Raw genomic sequence first — 26052 nt, 5'->3', positions numbered from 1 at the left:
CGTGCTCACATCCCCCCGCTGCCGCCGAGGCCCCATTGTCACCCCCCGCGACTATGCTGGTACAGCATGGGGGCGTCGATCAAAGAGACCAACTTCCGTACTGATCAAGAGACTTGGCGCGTCCGGCTGCGCACTGCCGACCGCCGCGCGCAGGTCCTCGGGGCAGGCGTTCTACTCGGCGACGGACTGGTGCTGACCTGCGCCCACGTCATCCGTATCGCCGGGACCGACGGCCACTGGCCGGCCGTGACCGTCGAGTTTCCCGGAATCGGCGGGGGCGAGAGCGGGCTGCGCGCGACCGTCGTGCCCGGCCACTGGGTGCCCCGCGCCGACGACCACAGCGGTGATCTCGCGCTGCTTCGGCTGGACGGGCCGCCGCCCGTCGCCACGCACGCCGCCCTCCACCGGCTGCCGACCATCTGGAATCGCCGCGTCCACTTCGCCGGGTACCCGTCCGGCATCACGGGCGGCAAGTGGGCCGAAGCGCTCATCAAGGGGCCGGGAGGGCCCGGCGACGAATGGGTGCAGATCGATCCGGCCACCGAGGCCGACACCCTCATGCGGCGCTTCAGCGGCGCCGGAGTCGTCGACAACCGCACCGGCCGCGTCATCGGGATCGTCGTCAGCAAGCTCGACTCCGAGCGCGAGGGCGCGCATTACCGGCACGGCTACATGATCCCGACCGGGACCGTCGTCAAGCACCTCGACCTCGTGCGCGAGCGCTGCGTCAGCGGCCGGCCCCCGGTCCCGGCCGCCTTCACCGCCGACCCCACCGCCCCGGCCCCCGACCGGGGTTTCGCCCGCTGGCTCACGCGGTGGCTCGCGGGCGAGGACGACATGGCCGACGTCGAGATCACTTTCGTACGGGAAGAGGACCACGACGCCGCGCTCACACTGCGCACCACACTCACCCTCGCCGACCGCGAGCAGTCCCCCCGTACCTCCACCGCCACGCCCGGCCGCGACAGGCCCAGCGGCGTGCCGCGCGCCGGCAGCCTCGACCTGGCCGTCGACGTCAGCGGCAAGACCCGCGCCCAGGTCGCCCAGGAGATCGCCGAGGGCATGGGCCTGGACGGGCCGGGACCCCGGCCGATGCCCGCACGCATCGCGGCCGACGCCCTGCCGCTGACCGCCGTGGCACGCGGGGTGGACGAGGCCGTTCAGCAGCTGGAGACCGTGGAGTTGCTGCACACGCTGGTGCGGCGCGGGGGGCGGCTGCTGCTCGTCTTCCGCCGCCTCGACTCCCCCGCCCTGCGCCGCACGTACGAGCTCCTCCTCGACCAGGGGCGTGCCGAGCGCTGGCTGGATCGGATCGGCCGCCGCATCGGCGCTCTCGCCCAGACGGAGGAACGCGTACGGGACCTCCGACGGCGCGCGGCGTCCATCGTCTCCCCGCTGCCGCCGCCCCCGCACTACGCGCAGGACCTGGAGCTCAAGGCGGTGCGGCTGGAGGCCGATCCGGGGCGGGGCACGGCGGGCTACCTCGCGAAGCTGTCGTACGTCGAAAGGACCGTGGAAACCGCCCTGTTGGAGGCGGAGGACAGTCACCGGCTCCTGACCCGGCGCCTCGCCCGTCACCAGGGGCTGCGCGGCCTCCTCGACGGCCACCAGGCACGCCTCGCCGACCACGGCCTCGCCGAGGCGGCCGCCTCGCTGCACCACGAGGCGCAGCGGCTGCTGACCGGCGGACCGTGCGATCCGGCGGTGGCGGAGGCGGCGGTCGAGCGCTTCGTACGGGCGGCCAGAAAGGCGCTCGATCAGGCCGGCCAGCTCGATCAACTGGGTCAACTCGATCAGCTCGGTCAGCTCGGTCAAGGGGAGACGGAGGGGAAGCCATGAGGGCGTGTCCGCACCCCGGGTGCACCGGGCAGGTCACCGAGACCGGGTTCTGCGATCTCACCGGCCTGCCCGTCGACGACGACGTAGCCACGGAGAAGACGAGCGGAGGGAAGGGTGGAAAGGGGCAGCAAGGGGGGCGCTCCCGCCCCCAGCAGTTCGACGTGTCCTCCGGCGGCGACCGCCTCATGGACCTGCCCCTCGTCGACGTCCCCGACCCCGCCCTCCTCGTCGAGCCCGTCCAGGACCGGCCCGCCTCCCACGTCATGCGCTGCGGCAACCCCGACTGCACCGAGCTCATCGGCGGCGTCACGGCCGAGGGCCGCTGTTCCTGCGGTACGCCGTACGCGCTCCAGCCCCAGCTGACCGGCGACGACGTGCTCGCCGACCAGTACCAGGTGATCGGGCCCATCGCCCACGGCGGCCTCGGCTGGGTCTATCTCGCCAAGGACACCCAGCTCCACAACCGCCCGGTGGCGCTCAAGGGCCTGCGCAATCCGCACAGCGAGGTGGCCCGCGAGGTCGCGCTGCGCGAGCGGCGGCACCTCACCGACCTCAACCACAAGGACATCATCCGGGTCATCAACTACGCGACGCACCGCCCGTCCGGCACCGACTACATCGTGATGGAGTTCGCCGGCGGGATGGCGCTGCACCAGATCGCGGAGCGCATCGCGCGCGACGAGGAGCCGTTCGCCGGGATGCGGGTGCACGAGTTCGTCGTCAGTTACGGGATCCGGATTCTCGACGCCCTCGGCTATCTGCACATGCACGAGCGCAAGGTGTACGGCGACATGAAGCCGGACAACGTCATGCACTGCGGCGACGGCATCAAGATCATCGACGTGGGCGGCGTACGGGAGTTCGGTGCCCCCGGCCCGTACACCGACCACTACAAGGGCCCCGAGGTCGAGCGGGACGGCCGGGCGTACCCCCAGTCCGACCTCTACAGCGTCGGCAAGACCCTCCAGGAACTGTCCGACGCCGCCCGCCACCCCGCCCCCGGGCTCGGCGCGGAGTCGCTTCGCCGGGCGCTGGCGCGGGCGACCGCCGACGAGCCCAGAAAGCGGTTCGCGACGGCTGCCGAGATGTCGCTGCAACTGCGGGGCGTGATCCGGGAGTTACGGTCCCTCCGGCTCGGCACGGAGACCTTCGAGCCGTCCCGCCTCTTCGAACCGGCGTCGGCAGCCCTCGACGGCGGCCTCGGCCAGGCCCCCGCCCTGGACTGCTGGGCGTACGGCATCCACCGCCTACCGCTCAACGCCGCGCGCCCTGCCCCCGACGACGTGGCGGCGGGCCTGCCGGTCCCCAAGACGGACCCGGACGACCCCAACGCGGCCTCCCTGAGCCGGATTTCGTACGACGCTCCCGCCCTGCAGCAACTCCTCGCGGACTGGCCGCCCTCCGCCGAGCTCCACTTGCTGCGCTGCCGCCTGCACCTGGACCTCGCCCGCCGGGCCACAGGAGGAAGCTCCGGCCACCGGGACGACGCCCGCGCCGAGCTCGGCCGCGCCCGCGACCTCCTCGGCACCATGGCCGAACACGACTGGCGCATCAACTGGCATGCGGGCCTGCTGCACCTCGCCGACGACCGGATTGCCGACGCGCGGAAGGAGTTCGACACCGTCTACGACGCGCTTCCCGGCGAGTACGCCCCCAAACTCGCCCTCGGCTACTGCCACGAACGGCTCGGCCGGCCCGACCGCGCCAGGCTCTTCTACGAGGCGGTGTGGCTGCGCAACCACTCCATGGGCAGCGCCGCCTTCGGTCTTGCCCGGATCCATCTCGCCCGGGAGGAGCGCGACAAGGCGCTGGCCATCCTGGAGCACGTACCGAAGGACTCGCGGCACCGCACGGCCGCGCGGACGGCGATCGTACGGATCCTGGCGGGCCGGCGGCCGCCGCGCGGTGCGCCGCCGCCGCTGGAATCCATCGTCGCCGCGCTCGCCCAGGTCGTGCGGCTGGGCGAAGAGGAAGGCCTGACGGACCGTCATGCCATTCTGCGGCTGGAGACGCACATCCGGGAAGTCGTCCTCGACTGGGTCTGCGCGTCAGGGCCGGGCGGCGCGCAGGGGCGGGCAGAGCGGCGGCTGGCACAGCTCAGCGAACGGATACAGGACGAGCACCTCACCGAGAACCGGCTGCGCAGGCGCCTGGAGGAGTCGTACCGGTCCCTCTCCGAACAGGCCGGTGACGCGCGGGCGCACGCGCTGCTCGATCTGGCGAACGGGATTCGGCCACTGCGGTGGACACACAAGGAGCACACATGGCTCGGAGCGGCGCAGAAGATGCGGGACGCGTGGAAGGCCCCTCAAGCGCAGGAGCAAGCGCCGGACCAAGCGCGGGAGCAAGGGCAGGCGCAGGAGGGGACACGGGAGGGAGCGCAGGAGCAACCTTGGGAGCCGTCACCCTCGAAGTGAGCCAGCAGCCCTACGTCTCCGCCGAGCGCGGCGCCGAGGGCGGGACGCGCATGTGCGCCGTGGTGACCGTGACGGCCCTGGGGCCGGGCGGGCCGGGAGCGCCCGCCCCCGCGTCGCCCGCCAGGGCCGAGGTCCTGCTCCTCGACTGCTCCGCGTCGATGGGCTACCCGCGCGACAAGCTCTGGGCCGCCCAGGACGCGGCGGCGGAAGCGGTACGTGTGCTGCCCGACGGCACGTACTTCGCGATCGTCGCCGGACGCCACACCGCCGAGCTCGTCTATCCCGCGCAGTCGCAGTCCCTCGCCCGCGCCGACGCCACCACCCGCGAGGAGGCCCTGGAGGCCGTCGCCCGCCTCGTCCCCAGCGGCGGCACCGCCATCGGCAGCTGGCTCGCGCTCGCCCGCGAGCTGTTCGGCCACGAGCCGCTCGGCCGGCGGCCCGGGGCCGCGGTCCGGCACGCCCTGCTCCTCAGCGACGGCCGCAACGAGCACGAGGAGCGCAACGCGCTCGAAGCCGAACTGGCCGCCTGCGCAGGCGTATTCACCTGCGACACCCGTGGCATCGGCGAGGACTGGGACCCCGACGAACTGCAACTGGTCGCCGACAGCCTGAACGGCCGCGCCGACGCCGTACGCGACCTCGACGCACTCCCCGGCGAGTTCCGCGCCGTAACCGCCGAGTCGGCCGCCCGCACCCTCACCGGTCTGCGCCTGCGCCTCACCCACCGCCCCGGCAGCGCCCCGCTGACCGTCCAGCAGGTCCACCCCACGCGCCGCAACCTCCTGCGGGAGGCGGTGGCGGCGGGGGAACGGTGCCTGGAATTCCGTACGCCGCCGTGGGGCGAGGAGACCCGGGAGTACCTGGTGTGCGTGGCCGCCGCCCGTACGCCGCAGGAGCCGGTCGACCGGGCGCTGTGGCTGGCCGACCTGAAGGTGGTCCAGGAACCGGACGCGGAGGCCCCGCATCCCCGTCTCCCGCCCGCCAGACCCGTACTGGTCCGCTGGACGCGCCATCACGACCTCTACAGCCAGTACGACCCCAAGGTGGCGCACTACGCCCACCACGACGCCCTCGTGCGCGGCCTCGAAGAGGGCCGCGCCGCCCACCGCGCGGGCGATGTGCCGCGCGCGCTCGCCGCGTGGGGCGAGGCCGTGCGCCGCGCCCACGCCATGGGCAACGAGCCCATGCTGCAGCGCCTCGGCGACGTCGTGCGCATCATCGACGCGGAGACGGGCGAGGTGGAGGTACGCCCCGACATCAGGCCTCTCGACATCAACTCGGCGATGGTCCTGCGGGCGCACAGCACGATGCTGCCACCCCCGAGGAGCCCCAAGTGAGCGGCGTATTACGCCATTTCTGGCGCTCCGCCACGGGCGACAACGGCATCAGCACCGTCGACTACCTGCGCCGTCAGCTCCTGTGGCTGATCGCCCTCACCGCGATCGGCGGCGCGGCGCTCTTCGGCGCGTACGACGTCGTGCACCGCGACACCGCCGCGATCCGCGACCGTACGGGCCCCGCCGTCGTCGAACTGGCCAGGGCGCACACCCTGCTCCGGCAGGCCCACGCGACGGCGGAGGAGCACATCGTCTACCTCACGAAGAACCGGGACCGGCCCGACATTCTCAGCCTCGGCGAGGAGTACGGCAGCCTGCTCACCGAAGCGAGACAGAGCCTCGACCGGGCGCAGCGCACCGGCGCCCTGGACCGGGGCGACCGGCAGACGCTGCGCATCGTGTCCGGGCTCGTCGACGGGTACGCGAACCGGATCGACGGGGCCTGGAAGCAGTACGGCAAGCCGGAGTTGAGCCGCGCCAATCTCTCGTACGCGAAGACGATGATGTACGCCGACAAGTCCGGCGTACTCGAACGGATCACCGAGCTGCAGAAGAGGCAGAGCACCGCGCTCGACCGGCACGAGGACTGGGGCACAGCGCCGCTGCTGGCCTGGCCGGCCGCGACAGCCGCCTGCCTGCTGCTCGGCGTACGGCTGGTGGGCACGCAGGTCTTCCTGCGGCGGCGCTTCCGGCTGCGGCTGAGCATCCCGCTGGCGGCGGTGACGCTGCTGCTGGCCGCGGTGCCGGTGCTCGCCTTCGGAACGTGGCAGGCGCATGCGTGCCAGGCGGCGGTGCAGGACGTCGTCGGGCTGCTGGAGCCTGCCGGGAAGGCGGCGGCCCCGGCGCTGTCCCGGCAGGACACGATCGACGGGGTCGAGGCGAGGATGGCCGAGGCCGTGTGGGAGAGGGACGCCGAGGCGTGGGCCCGGGTCACGGCGTTCATTCCGCCGGCGGGCCTGCTGATCGGGGGAGTCATCGCGTGGACGCTCCAGTCGCACCTGGCCGAGTACGCCGTCCCGCGCACGAGGGGTGGCGTACGCCGATGAAACGCACCGCGGGTGTTGTCCGTACGGTCGTCGCCCTGTGCCTGCTGGCCGGTCTCGGACTGTCGGCCTCGGGCTGCGCGGAGGAGCCGAAGCCGAGTGTGAGCGTGCTGGGGCCGTGGACCGGTGACGAGGAGGAGAGCTTCGAGAAGGTGCTGGACGAGTTCCGCAAGAAGGGCGTGGACGTCGACTACCAGGGCACCACTTCCCTGCGCGAAACCCTGCTCGCCCAGGTGCAGGCCGGGTCGCCGCCCGACATCGCCGTACTGAACAGCGTCGGCGAACTCACCGAGTACGCGCACGACGGCGAGCTGATCCCCCTCCCGGAGGCGATACGCGAACGCTCGCCGGCGCCCTGGGCGCCCGAACTGACCGTGGACGGCCGCAAGAACACGTACTGGACGCCGGTCAAGGTCGACCTCAAGAGCGTGGTCTGGCACTACCCGGGCAAGGCGGCCGGGAAGGGCGCGTGGTGCCTCGGCATGGGCTCCGGCGCGACGTCCGGCTGGCCGGGCACCGACTGGATCGAGGACATCCTGCTCCAGCGGTCCGGCCACGCGAAGTACGAGCAGTGGGTGACGGGCGAGATTTCCTGGGAGAGCAAGGAGGTACGCGACGCATGGGAGACGTGGGGGCGCATCATCACCGCCGACGGCGGCCGGGCCGGGGCGGCGGCTGCCCTGCGCAACGGCTTCGAGGGCAACGACGGCAAGGGCCTGCTGAAGCGGAAGGGTGAGTGCGTGCGTGAGCACCAGGGCAGCTTCGCCCGGCGGCTGTACGGCGACGACGTCCGCTTCACGCCGAGTGCGGAGGCGGTCGGGGAGCTGGGGAAGGGGAACGGGCGGGGCGCGTACGAGGTGGCCGGTGACATGGCGGCGATGTTCCGCGACAGCGGGGCTGCGCGGGAGTTGCTCACGTTCCTCACGGGGGAGGCGGCGCGCGCGTCGTGGGCGGGCAACGTCGCCGAACGCAACCGGCCCTTCTTCCCTGTGTCGGTGGGGCCGTACGGGGATGCCTGGGCCAACCGCGCGGTCGACCGTGCGCTGACGGGCGCGAGGCGGCTGTGCCTGGATGCGTCGGATGTGATGCCGGCGGGGGTGCGGGGGGCGTTTTACCGGGCGGTACTGGAATTCCTCACGGCGCCGGGGGACGTGAAACTCCTGGACGGGCTGCTGGATCAGCTGGAGTACGAGGCGACGCGGCAGAGGGAGCGGGGGGCGGGGCGCGTGCCGTCGGTGTGCGCGGCGCCGGCGGGGGGCGGGTAGGAGAACAGCGCCGCAGGCAACCCTCACCGCACCCACCCCGCCACCGCACTCCGCACCGCCGCTACCACCCTCCCGCTCCTCTCCCCGTCGTCCCGTACCGACCGGCTGAACTCCACGTGCAAGAACGGCACCCCCAGGTCCGCCGCCCCCCGCCCCTGCTGGTTCGTGCGGCCTTCGAGGACGCAGTGGCGTGCCCACGCCCGGCACACCTCGAAGTCCCGGGCGCCCAGTGCCCTCGCCAAGCGGCGTCCGCTCTCGCGGCCCTCGGCGCTCTTCCCCGCACCCGTGGAGACGATCACGTCGTAGTCCGGTTCGGTACTGTCCGCGAATCCGTGCAGCTGCACTCCGGGCAGCCCTCGCTCCGCCAGCTCGTCGCACACCGCGTGGAAGACCGTGTCGCGGCGGTGCGCGACATCGGCCGCGTCGCCCCGCCCCGCCGCACGATGCGCACCCGCCAGCACGAGCACGCCGCCGCGCGGCCCCGTCAGCACAGCGGACCCCAGCCGCTCGCTCCCGGTGTCGGCGACGGGGTGCGGGACCTGCACCGACCAGCGCACCGGGGCTCCGAGGCCGACGTACACGCGCCCCCAGCCCCGGTTCGCCTCCCCCGCCGCGTCGGCGATCTCGGCGTACCGGCGCCCGCTCGCCCGGTCCGTGAGCGTACGTATGCCGAAATCGACTTCGGCGAGCTTGCGTGCGGCCTCCGCGCGCCGTCCTTCGACGAGCAGCCCGACGCCCCGGGCGACGGTGCGCCGCTCCACACGGCTCGGCGGGCGGAAGCCGGAGTCCGCGACGACATCGGTGGCGAATCCATTGATCCGGCGTTCCAGATCAATCCCCTTCACGCGGGATTGAGGCGAATCATCCCGTTCACCCCAGTCGCCCTTTCCTGAGGAAGAGTTCATCGTGACAACCGCCACAGCTACCGCTGTGACCAGCAGAGTTACCAGAATCGTTAGCTTTGCGGTCGGGATCCGTGTCATAGGGCGGCGAAAATACCATCGTGACAAGACATCCCTACTTGCCCCGCATAGCCCGCGCTGCCGCCCTTGCCCTTCTGGCAACGACGGCGGCAGGCTGCGGACTCCTGGACTCGGACAGCGCCGGCGAGGCGGACGGCGCTCCGGCGTTCACCGTCGCCGCGGCGGGCGACATCCTGATCCACCCGCAGCTCACGGAGCAGGCACGCAAGGACGCCAAGGACGCGGGCAGCACGGACACCGGCGGCAAGGGCATCGACTTCGACCGGACGATGGCCGGGATCAAGCCCGTCATCAGCAAGGCCGACCTGGGGATCTGTCACTTCGAACCGGTCGTGGGCAAGCCGCAGGGGCCGTTCCAGAGCTTCCCGGACTTCCTCGTTCCGCCGCAGATCACCACCACGATCAAGAACGTCGGTTACGACACCTGCTCGACCGCCTCGAACCACAGCCTCGACCACGGCCCGGCCGGAGTACGGCGCACGCTGGACGCGCTCGACGCGGCCGGCCTCAAGCACACCGGTTCCGCCCGCACCCGCGAGGAGAGCGTGAAGCCGCTGATCCTCGACGTGAAGGGCGTCAAGGTCGCGCAGCTTTCGTACACCTTGGGCTTCAACGGCCGCGAAGTGCCCGCGGACAAGCCGTGGCTCGCCAACAGGACTTCCTTCGACAAGATCGCCGCAGCGGAGAAGGCCGCCCGCGCGGCCGGGGCCGAAGTGGTGATCCTGAGCATCCACTGGGGCCGTGAGCACCACCCGGATCCGGGCACTCCGCAGCTGAAGCTGGCCCGCAGGCTCGCCGAGGAGACCGGCATCGATCTGGTGATCGGCCACCACGCGCATGTGGTCCAGCCGATGGAGAAGATCGACGGCACCTGGGTCGCGTACGGCCTCGGCAACCAGCTGGCCCGCCACGAGGTGCCCAGCGGTCTCACCGAGGAAGGCATCATCGGCTGGTTCGAGTTCCGGAAGAAGGGCGACGGCTGGGACGTACAGGCGCGCTACGTGCCGACGCTCGTCACCATTCCGCCGGACGCCGACGAGTCAGCCGGGCCGGCCGGGGCGGCCGGCACGGGTACGGAACCGGACAGCGCCGGGGAGACGCCCGGCGTGAAGGACCACCGCCTCGTGAATGTCGCCGAGGCGCTGCGCGACAACAAGCAGCTGTCCGACCAGGAACGGGCCCGCTACCGCCTCGCGTTCGAGCGCACCCAGGGCACCATGCTCAACCGGGGAGCCTCGAAGGACGGCCTGAAGCCGCTCCAGGATCTGCCAGGCTGAAGATCGCACCAGCGAGGGCGACCAAACGTTAGGCACGTCACACGGCCCGCGTTTCGTACAACCCTTCACACCCCTTCGCGAGTCATGACGCACCGGTTTGGCTTGCGCCTGCGTCACGCCCACGCCCCGGAACACCCGCTCGGAACACCCGCTCCACCCGTACCCGCTGTTGCCCAGAATCTGAAGGTGAACACTCATGGCCGCTTCGCCCGCGACGCGGCGGCACAAGGTCCGACGCCGGGCCGACATGTCGCTCCTGGGTGGCATCCGCCCACCCATCGCGGTCCTCTCGGCCCTGCTGCTCTCCTTGGCGGGAATCACCGCCCTGGGCCTGGGCAAGGCGGACCAGGACCTCGTGCCCAAAGCCGTGCTGACGTCCCAGCAGCACTTCGCCGAGGACGGCGCTGTCGCGCTGCGCGCCTCGATCGACGAAAGCGTCACGGACCTCAACCGGACCGCCGGCCTCTTCAGCGCCTCGGACCCGGTCTCGCCCGACGCCGTACTCGACAAGATCGGCAGCGTCTACCAGAAGTGGACGGGCACCGCCGTCCTGGAGATCAAGTCCGGCAAGCTGCTCGCCGCGCGCGGAGAGAACGTGCCGGTCACCGCGGTCGACACCAGCAAGCTCCGCGAGAAGGACGGGCTCAGCCCGCGCATGGTCCGCCTGCAGAACGGCGAGACCCGGCTGCTCTCCTTCGCGTTGCTGTCCTGGGAGGGCAAGCCCCAGCAGCTGCTGATCGCCTCCAACAGCCTCCGCTTCCCCGGCATCGCGCTCGGCCAGTTCCGCGCCATCGCCGTCGTCGACAGCGAGGGCCACATCCTCAGCAGCGACGGCATCCAGGAGCCCGAGCAGGCCAAGAGCGAGTTCCAGCGTGGCGTCGTGAAGCGATCCAGCAAGCAGCTCAAGTCCTTCGCGAAGACCGCCGCCCACAAGGCGACCCAGCACCCGCTCAAGTCCAAGGAGCCCGGTTCCGGAGGTTTCCTCGGCGTCAGCGGGAGTCTGTACGGCACCGAGTTCCAGGGCGACCGTGCCGTCGCCGGGTACGCGACGCTCGCCGGCCCCGAGGCCGGCGAGAGCACCGTCGCCACCAGCCTCGGCCTCACCGTCGTCGCCATGGTCGAAGTGGCCGAGGACCCCACCCGCTCCGCGGGCCCGCTCTTCGGTCTCCTCGCCGCCGGCGCACTGCTGGTGATCGGCGCCCTGGCCGTGGCCCTGCTCCTCGGTACGGTCCAACGCCCCCTGATCCGGCTCTTCCTGGAAAGCCGCCGCCTGACGCGCGGCGACCTGACCCGGCCCGTGACCACGCCGTCGCACGGCGAGGCCGCCCGGATCGGACACTCGCTGGAGCGCGTACGCCGCCAGCTCCTCGGCGAGCCGGCCGACAGCACCGCCGCCGAACGGCCCCGTAAGCGCGGCCGGTTCGGCAGCCGGGGGCTCATCGCCGTCTGCGGCGTGCTGCTGCTCGCCTGGTCCGCGCCGATGCTGCTGCTCCTCAACCGCGCCGACTCCACCGCCGTCGTACCCGAGCAGATGGTCAACGACCAGCGCGAACGCACCGAGACCCTCACCGACCGGGTCCGGCGCGCGCTCAACGAGGGCCACGCCGACCTGGTGTCCGTGGCGGCCCTCATCGGCGACCGCACCTCGCCCGACGATATGCGGACGGTTCTCGAGCGCACCCGCACCGAGCACCGGCGCTACGAGTCGCTCTACGTCCTGTCCGCCGACGGCAAGGTCGTCACCAGTGCGGGCGAAGAGCCGCGGCCGGAGTCCGGCAAGCGCCCCGAGGGCGAGCAGCTCAGCCTCCTCAACGACTCGGGCAAGGAACCGGTCATCGCCGGGTACGCCGAGATCCCGGGCCGCGACGGAGCGACCGTGGTCGGCGAGTTCCGTATCGACTTCATCAACTCGCTGCTCAAGCGACCCGGCCTCGGCCAGGTCCGGGTCGTCGACGACAAGCGCCAGATCATCGGCGGCAACACCGGCTACCAGGCCTTCGACAAGCTCCCCGACGAACGGCTGGACTCCTTCGTCGCGGGCAGCAACCAGAAGGTCGGCATGAGCGCCCGCGCCAACGGTGTCCTCTACCGCGACAGCGGCGGTGACGGCGTACAACTCGCCGCGGCCGCACCGTTCGTCGGCGGCGGCGCCGCGAAGTCCCTCGGCTGGACCGTCGTCAGCTGGCAGCCCGCTTCCGGCCTGGCCATCCCCGAGTACAGCCTCCAGAACCGCACAGTCCTGGCCGGCCTGCTCGGTGTCACCGCTGCCGCCGCCTGCCTGGGCTGGCTGCACATCGTGGTCGTACGGCCGCTGCGTGAGCTGGCCCGGCAGTCCGAGGCGCTCGCCGACGGAGACCGCCGCACCGTTCTGTATCCGCGCCACCACGACGAGGTGGGAGCGGTCATCCGCAGTCTGGAACTCCTGCGGCAGCAGCTCCAGGAACAGCGCAAGCGGGACGGCGCACCAGCCGCCGCCACCGCCACCACCGTCGCCGGAAGGAACTGATCGGCGTGCTCTTCCTCTACACCGTTCTGATGGTGTGCTGCGGCGTACTGCTGGTCGCCGGCATCGTCGAACAGCGCCGCCACTTCACCAACCTGGAGCGGATCCCCACCCGGGTCCTGGTCAACGGCATCCGCGGCAAGAGCTCCATCACCCGGCTGTGCGCGGGCGCGTTGCGCGGCGGTGACCTCGTCACGGTCGCCAAGACCACCGGCACCGCGGCCCGGTTCATCCACCCGGACGCCACCGAGGAGCCCGTCTACCGCAAGTTCGGGATCGCCAATGTGGTGGAGCAGATAGGCATTGTGCGGCGCGCGGCGTCGTACAGCCCGGACGCCCTGGTCATCGAGTGCATGGCCGTCATGCCCGCACTCCAGGAGATCAACCAGTCCAAGCTGATCCGGTCCACCATCGGCGTGCTGTGCAACGTCCGCGAGGACCACCTGGCCGAGATGGGACCGACCCTCGACGACGTGGCGCGCTCGCTGTCCCGCTCCATGCCGGAGGGCGGCATCTGCGTCACCGCCGAACAGGACCGCTTCCACATCCTCCAGGAGGAGGCGGACGCCCGCGACTGCCGGCTCATCTACGCCGATCCGGAGACCGTCACCGACGAGGAGCTGCGCGGCTTCAGCTGGTTCACCTTCAAGGAGAACGTCGCGATCGCGCTGACCGTCGCCGGACTCCTGGGTGTGGAGCGCGAGACGGCGCTGCGCGGCATGTACGACGCCCCGCCGGACCCGGGTGTGCTCTCCGTCGAGCGGTACGCCACCCACGACGGCAAGCGGCTGCGGTTCGCGAATGTCTTCGCGGCGAACGACCCCGAGTCGACGCTGATGAACATCAATCAGCTGCTCGACCTGGACGCCATCAGCCGCCCGCTGAACGTCGTCATCAACTGCCGTCCCGACCGCGTCGAGCGCAACGGCCAGATGGGCGCGATCATCCCGGACCTCCAGCCGGAGAAGGTGTTCGTGATCGGCCACCCGGCGAGGAGCGCGATCGACGCGATCCCCGCGGAATGGCGGGACCGCGCGGTCGACCTCGGCGGTGACCGGCGTGCACCGGAGGAGTTCATGGGCCGGCTGCTCGGTGAGCTCGGCCCGGACTCGTCGCTGGTGGCGATCGGCAACATCCACGGGCAGGGCGAAGTACTGCTGGAGCACCTCGCCGAACTCCCGGCGGACGAGACCCCGGCCGAGGCGACACCTGCCACGGCTTCCGCCCCGCCCCGTGCGCGCGGGCCGGTCGCAGCGCAGACGGACGCGGAGTCGGCTTCGCAGCCTGCTGCTCCCGCCGCATCCGCTGTCCGGGACGACGAGACGCTCGCCCTCCAGCAGTACAAGCCGTACATCGACCCGTACCAGCCCTACCCGGAGGCGTACGAGACGCGCTACCAGCAGCGCCCGACCCCGTACGAGCCCACGCCGCAACGCCCGGCCCCGACCGAGGTCGCGCCTCAACAGCCGTCCCTGGACGAGCCCGCGCCCCGGCAGCCCGCCGGCTACGAGCCGACGACGCAGCACCCCACCCCCAACGAACCCGCGCCTCCGCGGCCCGTCCTGTACCAGTCCGAACCGCCGCAGCCCACCCGGCAGAAGCCCGTACAGCGGAAGCCCGCACCGCAGAGGCCCGCACCGCAGAAGGCTGTACAGCCGAAGCCCGTGCCGCCGCAGCGTTTCGGCGACGGCGACGCGTCCGGCCATCACGCACACCCAGCACCCCCCGCACCACCCGCAGCCCCCTCGTCACGGCCCCAGCGCGGAATGTTCGAGCCGGCCCGGCCGGTGAAACCGGCGCAGCAGCAGAACCCAGGAGAACCCCGTTGATCCCGTCCGTCCTCACGCCCGAGATCGCCGCGATCGGCATCGCGCTGGGCCTGATGTTCTCGCTGGTCTGCTACCTGACGACCAATCTTTCCCCCGGCGGCATGATCACCCCGGGCTGGCTCGCCCTGACCCTCGTCGAGGATCTCCAGCGCGCGGCCATGGTCGTCGGCGTCACCGTCCTGACGTACGTCGCCACCCTCGCCGTCCAGCGTGTGGTGATCCTTTACGGAAAGCGGCTGTTCTCCGCCGTCGTCCTCACCGGTGTCCTCTTCCAGGCGACGTTGATGATCGTCCTGTCGATGGAATTCCCGCTGATGTACACCAACCAGACGCTCGGCTTCATCGTCCCCGGCCTGATCGCCTACCAGCTCGTCCGCCAGCCCAAGGGCGCGACCCTGCTCGCCACCGGCTCGGTGACGCTCATGGCGTACGTCGTCCTCACCGCCGGAATCCTGCTCGGCGCGCTGCCGACCGTCTGACCGTCGACCCGTCCCACCCGGAGCTGACCTCATGAGTGCCAAGACCAAGCGCGGCCCCCGCCAGGCGCTGCACGCCGCCACCGTGATCGCCCTGCTCGCCGCCAGCGCGTACCTCACCGTGGAGCTCCGCAAGGAGGAGCAGGCCAAGGCCCCGGCCATTCAGGCCGTCACCGACACACCGGCACTGAAGTCCTCGGGCTCCGGGCTGTCCGGCAAGCAGACCTGGGAACGGCTGAAGAGCCCGGCGCGCACCCTCCTGCGCGGCGAGAACGGCGAGATTCTGGCCACCTTCACCGACGGCGCCCGCACCGCCACTCTCACCGGCCCCAGCCGTTCCTTCACCGAGCCCGCGAGCACCAAGTCCCGGGTGGTCACCGAGGACTGGGTGCGGCTGATGCCGGAGCCGTGGCGCAAGGGCGCCGAGCGGGAGCAGTGGTTCAAGGACTGGTTCAAGGAGTTCTTCGGCAGCAAGGAGGACGACCTCTTCGCCATCGCCTTCCAGTACGTCGACCAGGCGCCCGTGAAGAAGGACTCCGAGGGCATCGCGTACGCCGGTGACGCCAACTTCGGCCCGATCAACCCCAAGGGCACCCCGGGCAACGACTACCGCCTGGAGGAGTCCGACTTCTACGACTACCTCGGTATCCCGTACACCTTCCGCAACGGCACCACCGCACAGCCCGAAGCGATACGCGCCCGTTCCATGGACTGCTCCGGCTTCATCCGTACCGTCCTCGGCTACCGCGCGCGCTTCCCGCTGATGGCCACCGACAAACTCGGCGACGGCCTGCCGCGCACCGCCAACGGCATGGCCCGCTCCGATCTCGGCGCCGACGTCATCGAACTGGAGGGTGTGGGCCCGGAGTCCCGCCCGAAGTCCATCGACGTACTCCAGCCCGGCGACCTGGTCTTCTTCAAGCTCGACGGGCGCACCAAGGACCGCATCGACCACGTCGGCATCTACATGGGCCACGACACCGACGGCCACAAGATCTTCGTGTCGAGCCGCGAAGAGGTCAACGGCCCGACCATCGGCGACAAGGGCGGCACCTCCCGCCTGGACGGCAACGGTTACTACGCAAGCACCCTGCGCAGCGCGAAGCGCCTCTAGGCCCTGCCCCGGTGGAGCCTTCCCCCGGCGCGGCTCTGTTCACTTTCCGCGACCGTACGGATAACTTCCGTGAGGTTGACCGGTCGTTGGCTTGTGAGGAGACCTCGGGTGAATCGAATGCGCACTGTCCTGGCCGCACTTGGTGCCGTCGCCGTGATCGCGACAGGTCCAGTCGCGTCCGCCGCGCCGCTCGCCGTGGCGGACGAGGCCCGCAAGCTGCGGCCCGCGCCGTGCACCGGCCAGTTCCAGGGGGACGCGCGGCTGGGGCCCGAGCGGCTGCCGAGGAAGTGGGAGAAGCCGGTGGGGCCGCTGGTCAAGGGGTACCAACGGACGGGTGCGCTGTCGCCGGACGCGTTCCTGAAGAAGTACTGGGAGGGCCCGGCGGACTCCGGTGGCTGGAAGTATCCGCCGAACGACGGTTTCGACCAGGTCAACGGGGAGGTGGACAAGCACCGCGAGGAACTGGAGGAGGGGCAGGAACTGGACCGGTTCGGCTCCGAGTTCGGCTCGTACCTCGCGCCGGCCGGGGACCCGTACGCGAAGAGGGCGCTGCCCCCGCAGAACCTCAACACCCGTGACGCCGCGTTCCCCTGCGACTACCACCTCTACCGCGTCACCAAGCCCTTCACGGTGTGGCAGGGCAGCATCGCCCCCTGGTTCGAGCAGCCCGGCCGTGGGCAGCAGGTCAAGCTCGACCCGGCCTTCCTCGACCCGGGGCAGGGGCAGCGGCTCAGTGTGAAGTGGCTGCTCGACCACGGGTACCTGGCGCCGGTAGTGACGAAGTAAGAACGCGGAAGGACCGTGACTCCTCCCCGCCCTAAAGGGCGGGGCTTCTCGCTATGCCGGTTGGGCTTCGCGACGGACCAGCCCGGCCCGTAGGACGTTGAGTGCCCCGACTGTGTCAGCGTGCGCGGTGTGGCCGCATGACTGGCAGTGGAACTTCTCCTGTGTGGGCCGGTTCTCCTTCGCTGTGTGCCCGCATTCTGGGCAGGTGCGTGAAGTGTTGCGGGGGTCCACGGCGATCACTTCCCGTCCGGCGCTTTCAGCCTTGGCGCGCAGGATCGTCAGGAACACCCCCCAACCGGCATCGGCTATCGAGCGGTTCAGCCCCGTCTTGGCGGCTCCCCCATTGGGCAGGAAGGTGCCCGGCTGGTCGGGGTCCGGTTTCGGCGCGGGGGCCTTGCTCATGTTGCGGATCTTGAGGTCTTCGTGCGCGATGAAGTCGTGTGCGCGGACCAGACCGAGAGCGGTCTTGTGCGCGTGGTCGAGCCTCTGGCGGCGCACCTTGCCGTGCAGCTCGGCGACCTTATCCACGGCCCGCTGGTGGTTGGCGGTGCGGTCCTTCGCCTTGCGGCGCGGGAACCGGGACAGTGCCTGCTGCGCGGCTTCGAGCCTTGCGGCAGCGCGGCGGCCATGACGCGGATTCTCCACAAAGGCGCCATTGGAGTCGGCGAGGAAGTTCACTATGCCCAGGTCGATGCCGACCACGCTGCCGGTCGCGGGCAGCGGCTCGGGCTGCTCCTGCTCGGCGGTCAGCACGACGAACCACTTCCGGCCCTCACGCTTGACGCTGATCGTCTTGACCTTGCCCACTACGGGCCGGTGCTGGTTGACCTTGACATGTCCGACACCTTGCAGGCGCACGCGGGTGACAGGGTCGTGCGGGGTGGAGTCCCACCGGCAGCCGTCGCCGTCCTTGGGGAAGTCGACCGTGTCGAACCAGTTCACCCCACGAAAGCGCGGATACCCGGGCGTCTCCCCGGACTTGATCCGGCGGAAGAACGCCGTGAACGCCTTGTCCAATCGGCGCAGCGTGGCCTGCTGGGACGAGAACGACCAACGCCCCTGGCGCTCCCGGTCGAAAGCCCGGATGTCTTTCAACTGCGCCGACTGCATCCCGTACCGGACGGTGGTCTTCGAGGTATGCCGGTAAGCATCCCGGCGTTCCTGCAACGCCCCGTTGTAGAGCGAGCAGTGATCCCGCAGCATCTCGCCGAGCGCCTGGCCCTGCCGGACGGTGGGCCGCATGAGGAACTTGTACGCACGGATCATCCAGCCCACCCCCGTCCGGTCGAGTTCACTCGATCATACTACCCTTGGTGTATGTCACCACGCTGGGAACCCGATCCCGACATCCGTCGTGGAAACCACGTCATCTACAACCTGCACGTGCACTTGGTGTTCGTCACCAAGTACCGGCGAGGTGTGTTCAACGACGAGATGCTGACGCGCTGCGAAGAGATCATGCGGAACGTCTGCCAGGACTTCGAGGCGGAACTCAAGGAGTTCAACGGCGAAGAGGGTCACGTGCACCTGCTGGTGCACTATCCGCCGAAGGTTGCTCTGTCCAAGCTGGTCAACAGCTTGAAGGGTGTCTCTTCCCGTTACTTGCGGCAGGAGTTCACCGACCGCACCAACCGCGCCACCATCCACGGCCGTTTCTGGTCGCCGTCCTACTTCGCAGGGTCCTGCGGTGGCGCACCGCTGTCTATCGTCCGCCAGTACATCGAGCAGCAGAAACGCCTGCTCTAACCTAACGGGTCAGAGCAGGCCAAAGATCGCATTCCCTCCCGGCCTGAAGGCCGTGATTCCCTGCGAAGATCAGGGATGGAACGAATCCGCCTCCGGGCCGCACTGCTGGCCGCCGGCGTCCCCGACGGCTACTACCGGATCGCGGGCGTGCACGAACCGGCTCCCACTCCCCCGGACTTCGTCTTCCTTCGGGAGGATCCGGCCGGTGGGTGGGAGACCGGCGTGTACGAGCGGGGCGCATACCACGTCGGTCTGCGGCATCTCAGTGAGGCCGATGCGTGCGCGCATCTGCTGCGGCTGCTGACGGGGTGACTTTCAACCGGCCGAGCAGTGACCGGGGCGCGCGTAGACCGTGATCCGCGCCCCGGTGACCTCCTTGCTGCTGCACTCCTCGAAGTGCTCCCGCAGCGTCGTGCGCTTCATGACCTCCTGCTCGGTCGTGTCGACCGGATCCCCCTCGGGATCGCCGAGTACGACGATGCGGTCGGAGGCCAGCATGCGTGCGCGTATCTGCGCCGCCGGGATCTCCTCGCCGTACAGCGAGGCGGAGGTGTCCACCGCCCGGGTCAGGGCCAGGTCGCGGTAGTCCCTGTACGCCGCCGGCTGGGCGAGGGTCCATACGCGCCGCCTTGACGGCGTGAAGAGCAGACCGTCGCCGGGCTCCGCCGCTTCCCGCACCGCCTGCGTCACGGCGGTGGCGTCGTCCACGCGGCTTTCCGGGCTCCGCAGATGCGCGCCCACGGCAAGTACGGGCACCAGGACCGCCGCCAGCGCCAGGCACCATGCCCACGCCCACCGCCCGCTGTGCGACCGGACCGCCCGGTCCAGCGCCGCGCCCGTCAGCAGCGCGAACCCTATGACGTAATAGAGGACATAGCGGTCCACGAACATCGGCTTGAGCTGGGAGGCCAGCAGGAGGAAGACCGTGGGCAGGATCAGCATCGGAACGGCGAGCGTCCGCAGCCGGATCGGCCCGCTCGTACGCACCGGGGTGGTGCGCGCGCACCACAGCCCCACCACGGCCAGAGCCACAAAGCTCAGCAGCTGTACGGGGTCGGGCCACATGATCCAGCGGATCTGCTCCGACTGCCCCATGCTGAAGACGGCGAGCGGCGCGAGCCCGGCGACGACGCAGACGGCGGCCACGGTCCAGGCCCGCTTGACCGGGCGCGGCACCTCGGAGAGCAGCATGGTCGCGCCGTGCGCCGTCAGCATCAGTACGGCGAACTCGTGGAGCAGACAGGCAGTCAGCGCGGCCGCCGTGTAGGCGACCCAGAGCCCTCTGGTGGGCCGGGTCGCGGCGCACACCAGTAGGTAGGTGGCCCAGGTGACGATCGCGCACACCAGCGCGTACGAGCGGCCCTCCTGCGCGTACTGCTGCACGGCGGGTATCAGCGGGAAGACCAGCCCGGCGAACACGCCCGCGCGCTCCCCCGCGAACCGGTGGCCGAGCAGCCCGATGCCGGCGGCGGCCGCGGCCGTTGCCAGTACGGACGGGAGCCGCAGGGTGATCACGTCCCCGCCGAAGACGGCGAACAGGCCGTGCATGAAGAGGTAGTACAGGCCGTGCACGGCGTCGAAGTTCTGGAGCGTGTGCCACAGCTCGGGCAGGGTGCGGTGCGCCATGTCGTACGTCACGACTTCGTCCCGCCAGACACTGCCCTGCCTGCGGATGCCCCACAGCCCGAACAGGAGCGTCACCGTCAGTGGGACCAGCGCAGCTGTGGTCCGCGACTTCCACGCAGGGCGTTCGGCGTCGACGGCCGGCGAAACCTTCAGCGTGGTACTTATGGCGGACTCCCTGTGAGGGGGGCAGATATGTGCACACGTCACGGAGCGCCGCGCCGGGCGCTCCACACTAACGGGCAAGCGTACGAGAGCGAACGTTGCGCGCTCTGCGCCGAGTTCGGGGCGCCTCGCGCAGGCGTCGGCGAAACGATTCACTCAGGCAAAGGCGACAGCCCGCACGAAGCCCGTATCCATTACTCCTGGAACGGGTACTGCCGCCGGTTCTCGCATCCGGCGGCAGCACCTTGCTCATCGGGCTTTCGTCACCCCACGCGCGCCAGCTTCTCGCTGAAGCCCGGCTCGACGAGGTCCTTCTGCAGCGCGACCGGCGCCTTGACCTGGCCGGGCCCAGTGCCGACGGTCACCTGGCCGACCTCGGTGCCCGCCTTCGCCGCGTGCGGCAGCGGCTTGCCGCTGTCGGAGATCGCCAGCTCCACCTTCAGGCCGGGCCAGCCGACCGCGTTGAGGTTCTTCGTCGCGACGACCGGCGTCTGCCCGCCGAGCCCGTCGTCGACGTAACCCACCACGTCGCCCTTCTTCACGACGGTGGCCGACGTGACGTCCCGCTGGGCGGCCTGGATCAGCTTGAGGCTGTTGGTGATCGCGAGCTGCAGCTTGGAGTCGAGCGTCGTGCCGGTCTGCTGACCCATCACGGCGCCCACGATCCGCCGCTTCTTGCCGTCGACGATGGTGTCGGCGGACCACAGGAGATTGCCGCCGGCGGGCGTGGAGGAACCGGTCTTGACGCCGCTCACGCCCGGCTCCAGAAGGATCTTGTTGTTGTTGTAGATCTTGCCGTCGATGCCCGGGATCTCGATCTCGGGCGTGTTGACGATCTCCTGGAACACGTCGTTCTCCATGACCGCCTTGGCCAGCTTGAGCTGGTCGGTCGCGGTGCTCACCGTGGTGGCGTCGAGGCCGCTCGGGTCGGTGTACGTCGTGTTCTTCATGCCGAGGTCCTTGGCCGCGTCGTTCATCTTCTTGACGAACTCGGCCTCGGAATCGGCGTCCCAGCGGGCGAGGAGCCGCGCCGCGTTGTTGCCGGACGGGATCATGAGCAGCTGAAGCATCTGCCGCTCGGTGAACTCCTGCCCCTCCTTGATCGCGGCGGTCGACTCGTCGGCGGCCTTGGACTCCTTCTCGGCCTGCTCGTCGACCGTGATCTTCGGGCCGTTGTCGTCACCCTTGAGCGGGTGCTCCTTGAGGATCACGTACGCCGTCATCGCCTTCGTCACACTGGCGATCGGCGCGGCCTTCTGCGCCCCGTGCGTACCGATGCTTCCGACGCCCTGGACCTCGACGGCCGACTGGCCCTCCTCGGGCCACGGCATGTCGAGCGCGCCGCCCTCGAAGGTGTACGTCGCCTTCGCGGTCAGCGCGAGCGCGGGCGCGGGGAGCGGCCGCAGGAACTGTACGACCGCAAAGACGATCACCAGCAGCAGAACCAGCGGCGTCCAGATCTTGACCCGCCGCAGGGCGTTCCGCACGGGGGTTTCCGGCGGGGGCGGGGTGTTCGTCAGCTCGGCGAGCAGATCGAGCGGAGGCAGCGGCGGCAAGGGCTGCTGCCGGGTCCGCTCGGCCTCGGGAAGGGCGCCGGGTGCGGGTGCGGCAGGCTTGCCCGCCCCCTGCGGCGACTGCGGACTCTCCGGCTTCCGGGCCGGCGGCCGTACGTCGTCCGGCTTGATGAGCGGCACGAACTTGCTGGTCCGCTCGGCGGCGGACTCCGGAGCGGGCTTCGGCGCGGGCTTCGGAGCCTTGGGCGGGCCGACGCTCTTGAGCGCGGTGGTCGGCTGGTCGATGGCCGCACGCGGCCGGACGGCCTTGAAGACGGCAGTGGCTTGATCCACGCCACCCCCGGCACCACCGGCGTCGCCCTGCCCGCCGGCCGCCCCACCACCGGAGCCACCGTCGGCGGCGGATTCCGCCTCGCCGGTACGGCCCGAACCGTCCTCGGCCTCGGCCACTTCCACGTCCGCCTGCGCGTCGGCCGCAGGACCGCCGACGGCACCGGCACCGGAGCCACCCTCGGACGCGGATTCCGCCTCGGCGTCGCCGCCCAAGGCGGTACGGCCCGAACCATCCTCGGCCTCGGACGCTTCCGCGTCCTCCTGCGCCCTGGCCACAGGGCCGCCGGGTGCGCCGCCCCCGCGAGGGACGTCGTCGTCAGCCGCAGACTCACCGCGGCCGGCGGCAACCCGCCCGCCCTCGGCACGAGCCGCGCTCGCCCCAGCCTCAGCGCCACTACCGGAGCCACCTTCGGACTCCGATTCCGCATCCGCGCCAGACACGTCCGCATCCGCCCGCGACCCAGCCGCGGCACCTGCGGTCGCGCCGTCACCGGAGCCGTCTTCGGACCCCGGGACCGCGTCAGCGTCGGATGCGTCGGGCTCGCTCGCGGCCCTGCCGTCCTTGGCGCTGGACACATCCACATCGGACTGCGACACGGCCGCAGCGCTGTCGGCCGCGCTGGGGGCGTCGTCGCTGGCACCGGACCGGACATCCTCGGCTCCGGACGCCTGTGCGTCGGACTCGTCCGGGGTGTCCGTATCCGGCGAAAGTTCGTCACTGCGAGCAGCCGCACCCGCGTCCGGGGCGCTCTCGTCCGCCGACGGCTCGTCGCCATCAGCGGCGGCCCCATCGGTCGCGGAAGCGTCGGCGTCTGCGCTCGCAGCCGGAGCGTGGGCGGAGTCCGTGGCGTCCGCCGACGGCTCGTCGCCGTCGGAGTCGGCACCGGCAGCCGCGTCGGCAGAGGCCTCGCCGGCTTCGTTCGCAGCCGCGTCGGCCGAAGCCCGGGCAGGCGCCGTACCGGCGTCGCCGTCGGGGGCCGTACCGGCAGCCGCGTCGTCGGAGGCCGCGCCGGCAGACGCAGCGCCCGATTCGTCCGCGTCCGGCGTGTCGCCGTCCGAGGTCGCCACCCATGCCGCCACCGCCGCCCGGAGGCGCGCATCGCCCTCGGGGGCCACAGAGGGCTTCGTGGGCTCCTCAGGCGGGGTTTTCGTGGGCATCTTGAAGATTGCCGTCGGCTGGTCCACGTGACCCGCATCGAGGGCAGCGCCGTCGTCCTGGTTCGGCCTCGCGGCCGATTCCCGGAAGACGGCGAGCCTCGGGTCGCGTTCGCCCGGAGTCGTCTCCCCCGACGACTTCCGCTGCTCCGACTTGTCGGGGGACTCGCCCGCCACCGATGCCTCCTTCATACGCGCCCGCGCTTACGCCCGCTGTCCATCAGTCCGAAGTCCGATGTCCGAACCATGTACCAGTGTCCTGTCTGAGACCCCGGCCTCCTCGCTAGACGAGAACGACATACCTGCCGGTTCCCGTACGAAGCACCCAGGCGCTCTCGACAGATGAATGTGAGAGGGGTCACCCTGTCATTCATCCACGCGGGGAGGCATGGATGGGCAGGAGCCGCAGAACGATTCCGGAGGAGCTTCTGCTGCTCGCTCTGGACCCGACCACGGGTACCACAGCGCAGCCGCAGTCGCTCGACCTCGGCCTGGCCGGGGCACAGCTAGTGGAGCTGGCTCTGGCAGGACGGATAGCCCCAGACGGGGATCGTATCGCCGTGGTGATGGCACGGCCGACAGGAGATCCGACATTGGACTCCGCACTGGAACTGCTGCGCAGGCGCGGCAGCCCGGTCCGGGCTGTCCACTGGATCGGCGGGCCCCGGCTGGGGCTCCGCCAGACGTACCTTTCGCATCTGGAACGATGCGGCATGGTCCATGCCGTGGCGGGTCAGATGTGCGGGGTACTGCCGACAACTCGCTACCAGGCGACGGAAACGGCGATCAGCAGGGAAATCAGGTCCCGGCTGGACAGTGCGATCCGCACCGGCGTACCGCCGGACCCGCGGACCGCGGCGCTCGCCGCGCTCGCTCACGCAGTGGGGCTCGGCAAGCACCTCTACCCCGGCAACGAGGGGCGTTCATCGCGCTCCCGTCTCAGGGATCTGATCAGGCACGACCCCATGGGCGGTCTCGTGGCGCACGCCGTGATGGACGTCCAGAACGGTGTGGCCGCACAGCCACGCCGTGCACAGGCACCGGGTGGCCGGCCTCAGCCGTCCGTACCGATGCAGCCGCAGCATCAGGCACAGTCACGCCGCGACGGCATGGCCCGCGTCGCAGCGCACTGAGCCGCACCATCCGGCAGCAAGAGCAAGAGCAGTACGACCAGCGCCGCACCGACGTCCCCAAAGACCCGGTTCGGGAGCCGCACCAAAGCGCGCGGGGTAGTGGACCAGCCGTCCTGGACGAGGGCCGGACCACCACCCCGCGCGTTCGCGTCGGCACCGCGTGTGGCCATTCTCCAGCGCGGCCAGGCACATGGTGGCAGTCTGCTGAGCAGTAGAGCGTGCTGGCCGAACAGCCGTACATACGCACAACGCATCAGCCGGAGGTGCAGTTCCCGTGCCGTCCAACGTCAACCCCACCGTCAGGCGCCGCCGTTTGGGCCAGGAGCTCCGCCGGCTCCGCGAGCTCAAGGGCATGACGGCCGAGGAGGTGGCGGAGCGCCTGCTGGTCTCCCAGTCAAAAATCAGCCGCCTCGAAAACGGCCGCCGCTCGATCAGCCAGCGCGACGTACGCGACCTGTGCGGTGTGTACGAGGTCGAGGACCACCGCATCGTCGACTCGCTCATGCAGATGGCCAAGGACTCCCGCCAGCAGGGCTGGTGGCACGCCTTCGGCGACATCCCGTACAGCGTCTACATCGGCCTGGAGACGGACGCCGCCTCATTGCGCGTCTACGACCCCCAGATCGTCCCGGGCCTGCTCCAGACCCCGCAGTACGCCGAGGCACTCATCACCGGCGCACTGCCCGAGACCGGCCCCACCGACGTCGAGAAACGCGTGAAGGTGAGACTGCGCCGGCAGGAACGAATCCTCGCGGCCGAGAATCCCCTGCGCCTGTGGGCCGTCATCGACGAGGCCGCGCTGCGCCGCCTGGTCGGCGACAAGCAGCTGATGCGGGAACAGCTGGAGCACCTGGTGGAGCAGTCGCAACTGCCCCACGTGACCGTCCAGATACTGCCCTTCGAAATGGGCGCGCACCCCGGCATCAGCGGCCATTACGCGGTCCTGGAGTTCCCGGACGCCTCGGACTCCAGCGTGGTCTACATCGAGGGGGTGACGAGCGACCTGTATCTGGAGAAGGCGAACGACGTCCAGAAGTACAGCGTGATGTACGAGCATCTGCGCGCCCAGGCGCTGAATGTCGAGGCCTCGCGGCAGTTCATCGCGGACATCGCCAAGGAGTACGCCCGCTGACAGGCGCCGGTACGGTACACCGTCGCCGCCGCGAAGCGGAAGGCGCTCCGGAATATGCCATCCGGTCGGGTGAACGACCGGTTCACGCCGAGAAGTTGGCGAGTAGCGTCGCTCACGCCATCAAGAACGTTGGCGTCAGTCACACCTCACCAGCTACATCGGAGTGAACATGGCAATTCTTCAGGGCGCTACGGACACCTGGACGAAGTCCTCGTACTCCGGGGGCAACGGCGCATGTGTAGAGGTCAAGTCCCCCGTCATGCACGCCATCGCGGTACGGGACTCGAAGGCCCCCGAGGGCCCTTCGATCACCTTCGCCCCCGGTTCTTGGAGCGCGTTCGTGGGCGGAGTCGGCCAGGGGACTTTCAGCCTCAGCTGACCG

At 70.5% G+C, this 26052-nt stretch carries 20 protein-coding genes; 16 read left to right on the top strand and 4 right to left on the bottom strand.

Annotated features, from left to right (window positions below; genetic code table 11):
• Positions 1–66: 66 nt before the first annotated feature.
• From J7I98_RS06105 to J7I98_RS06085, 5 genes are read left to right on the top strand one after another with little or no spacing between them, the layout of a single operon-like run.
• Positions 67–1839, top strand: a complete 1773-nt coding sequence (locus J7I98_RS06105) for a serine protease (protein ID WP_214919530.1) — start codon at positions 67–69, stop codon at positions 1837–1839.
• Complete coding sequence (locus tag J7I98_RS06100) at positions 1836–4256, top strand: serine/threonine-protein kinase (protein WP_214919529.1); 2421 nt, start codon at positions 1836–1838, stop codon at positions 4254–4256. Before J7I98_RS06105 ends, J7I98_RS06100 begins: the two co-directional genes overlap by 4 nt.
• On the top strand, positions 4232–5593 hold the full coding sequence (locus J7I98_RS06095) for a vWA domain-containing protein (RefSeq protein ID WP_214919528.1): 1362 nt from the start codon (positions 4232–4234) through the stop codon (positions 5591–5593). The genes J7I98_RS06100 and J7I98_RS06095 overlap by 25 nt, the downstream gene beginning before the upstream one ends.
• Positions 5590–6639, top strand: coding sequence for a hypothetical protein (locus J7I98_RS06090; protein WP_214919527.1), 1050 nt, complete (start codon positions 5590–5592; stop codon positions 6637–6639). The genes J7I98_RS06095 and J7I98_RS06090 overlap by 4 nt, the downstream gene beginning before the upstream one ends.
• Positions 6636–7901 (top strand): extracellular solute-binding protein, encoded by a 1266-nt coding sequence (locus J7I98_RS06085; protein ID WP_214919526.1) that lies wholly within the window; start codon positions 6636–6638, stop codon positions 7899–7901. Before J7I98_RS06090 ends, J7I98_RS06085 begins: the two co-directional genes overlap by 4 nt.
• A 23-nt stretch (positions 7902–7924) precedes the next feature.
• On the opposite strand, the gene J7I98_RS06080 is transcribed toward J7I98_RS06085, so the two are convergent.
• A complete protein-coding gene (locus J7I98_RS06080) occupies positions 7925–8746 on the bottom strand; it encodes a hypothetical protein (RefSeq protein ID WP_214919525.1) in 822 nt (273 codons plus the stop codon).
• A 155-nt stretch (positions 8747–8901) separates the two neighbouring features.
• Here J7I98_RS06080 and J7I98_RS06075 point away from each other — a divergent pair, with 155 nt between their 5' ends.
• The 6 genes from J7I98_RS06075 to J7I98_RS06050 all read left to right on the top strand — a co-directional run bounded on the left by J7I98_RS06075 (position 8902) and on the right by J7I98_RS06050 (position 16869).
• The gene (locus J7I98_RS06075) at positions 8902–10161 is read left to right on the top strand and encodes a CapA family protein (protein ID WP_374225082.1); all 1260 of its coding nucleotides are present in this window, start codon (positions 8902–8904) and stop codon (positions 10159–10161) included.
• A gap of 196 nt (positions 10162–10357) precedes the next feature.
• A complete protein-coding gene (locus J7I98_RS06070) occupies positions 10358–12667 on the top strand; it encodes a HAMP domain-containing protein (protein WP_251020193.1) in 2310 nt (769 codons plus the stop codon).
• Positions 12668–12672: 5 nt separating this feature from the next.
• Positions 12673–14493 carry a poly-gamma-glutamate synthase PgsB gene (gene pgsB / locus J7I98_RS06065; RefSeq protein WP_308377685.1) on the top strand — a complete coding sequence of 607 codons (1821 nt, stop codon included), beginning with the start codon at positions 12673–12675 and terminating at the stop codon, positions 14491–14493.
• A complete protein-coding gene (locus J7I98_RS06060) occupies positions 14490–14972 on the top strand; it encodes a poly-gamma-glutamate biosynthesis protein PgsC/CapC (RefSeq protein WP_214919524.1) in 483 nt (160 codons plus the stop codon). Before pgsB ends, J7I98_RS06060 begins: the two co-directional genes overlap by 4 nt.
• 31 nt (positions 14973–15003) lie before the next feature.
• Entirely contained in the window at positions 15004–16083 is a 1080-nt protein-coding gene (locus J7I98_RS06055) for a C40 family peptidase (RefSeq protein ID WP_214919523.1), read from the top strand.
• 108 nt (positions 16084–16191) lie between these two features.
• Entirely contained in the window at positions 16192–16869 is a 678-nt protein-coding gene (locus J7I98_RS06050) for a TNT domain-containing protein (protein WP_214919522.1), read from the top strand.
• Between the two features lie 51 nt (positions 16870–16920).
• On the opposite strand, the gene J7I98_RS06045 is transcribed toward J7I98_RS06050, so the two are convergent.
• Positions 16921–18135: an RNA-guided endonuclease TnpB family protein gene (locus J7I98_RS06045; protein WP_214919521.1), complete on the bottom strand. Its 1215-nt coding sequence runs from the start codon at positions 18133–18135 to the stop codon at positions 16921–16923.
• Between the two features lie 51 nt (positions 18136–18186).
• On the opposite strand from J7I98_RS06045, the gene tnpA reads away from it, so the two are divergent.
• A complete protein-coding gene (gene tnpA, locus J7I98_RS06040) occupies positions 18187–18615 on the top strand; it encodes an IS200/IS605 family transposase (RefSeq protein ID WP_214919520.1) in 429 nt (142 codons plus the stop codon).
• Between the two features lie 75 nt (positions 18616–18690).
• A complete protein-coding gene (locus tag J7I98_RS06035; protein ID WP_214919519.1) occupies positions 18691–18927 on the top strand; it encodes a hypothetical protein in 237 nt (78 codons plus the stop codon).
• A gap of 3 nt (positions 18928–18930) precedes the next feature.
• Here J7I98_RS06035 and J7I98_RS06030 read toward each other — a convergent pair whose 3' ends face one another.
• Complete coding sequence (locus tag J7I98_RS06030) at positions 18931–20316, bottom strand: glycosyltransferase family 39 protein (protein ID WP_308377684.1); 1386 nt, start codon at positions 20314–20316, stop codon at positions 18931–18933.
• A 350-nt stretch (positions 20317–20666) separates the two neighbouring features.
• Positions 20667–23582 (bottom strand): D-alanyl-D-alanine carboxypeptidase, encoded by a 2916-nt coding sequence (locus J7I98_RS06025; RefSeq protein WP_308377683.1) that lies wholly within the window; start codon positions 23580–23582, stop codon positions 20667–20669.
• A gap of 215 nt (positions 23583–23797) precedes the next feature.
• On the opposite strand from J7I98_RS06025, the gene J7I98_RS06020 reads away from it, so the two are divergent.
• The 3 genes from J7I98_RS06020 to J7I98_RS06010 all read left to right on the top strand — a co-directional run bounded on the left by J7I98_RS06020 (position 23798) and on the right by J7I98_RS06010 (position 26049).
• The gene (locus J7I98_RS06020; RefSeq protein ID WP_214919517.1) at positions 23798–24538 is read left to right on the top strand and encodes a GPP34 family phosphoprotein; all 741 of its coding nucleotides are present in this window, start codon (positions 23798–23800) and stop codon (positions 24536–24538) included.
• Positions 24539–24812: 274 nt separating this feature from the next.
• Entirely contained in the window at positions 24813–25670 is an 858-nt protein-coding gene (locus J7I98_RS06015) for a helix-turn-helix transcriptional regulator (protein ID WP_214919516.1), read from the top strand.
• A 169-nt stretch (positions 25671–25839) separates the two neighbouring features.
• Positions 25840–26049: a DUF397 domain-containing protein gene (locus J7I98_RS06010; protein WP_214919515.1), complete on the top strand. Its 210-nt coding sequence runs from the start codon at positions 25840–25842 to the stop codon at positions 26047–26049.
• The last annotated feature ends 3 nt before the right edge of the window (positions 26050–26052 follow it).

Origin of the sequence: Streptomyces sp. ISL-98 (genome assembly GCF_018614055.1) — a bacterium.
GTDB lineage: Bacteria > Actinomycetota > Actinomycetes > Streptomycetales > Streptomycetaceae > Streptomyces > Streptomyces spiramyceticus.
Note: the sequence above shows the minus strand (reverse complement) of the source record. Positions and strands in the feature narration are given on the sequence as shown.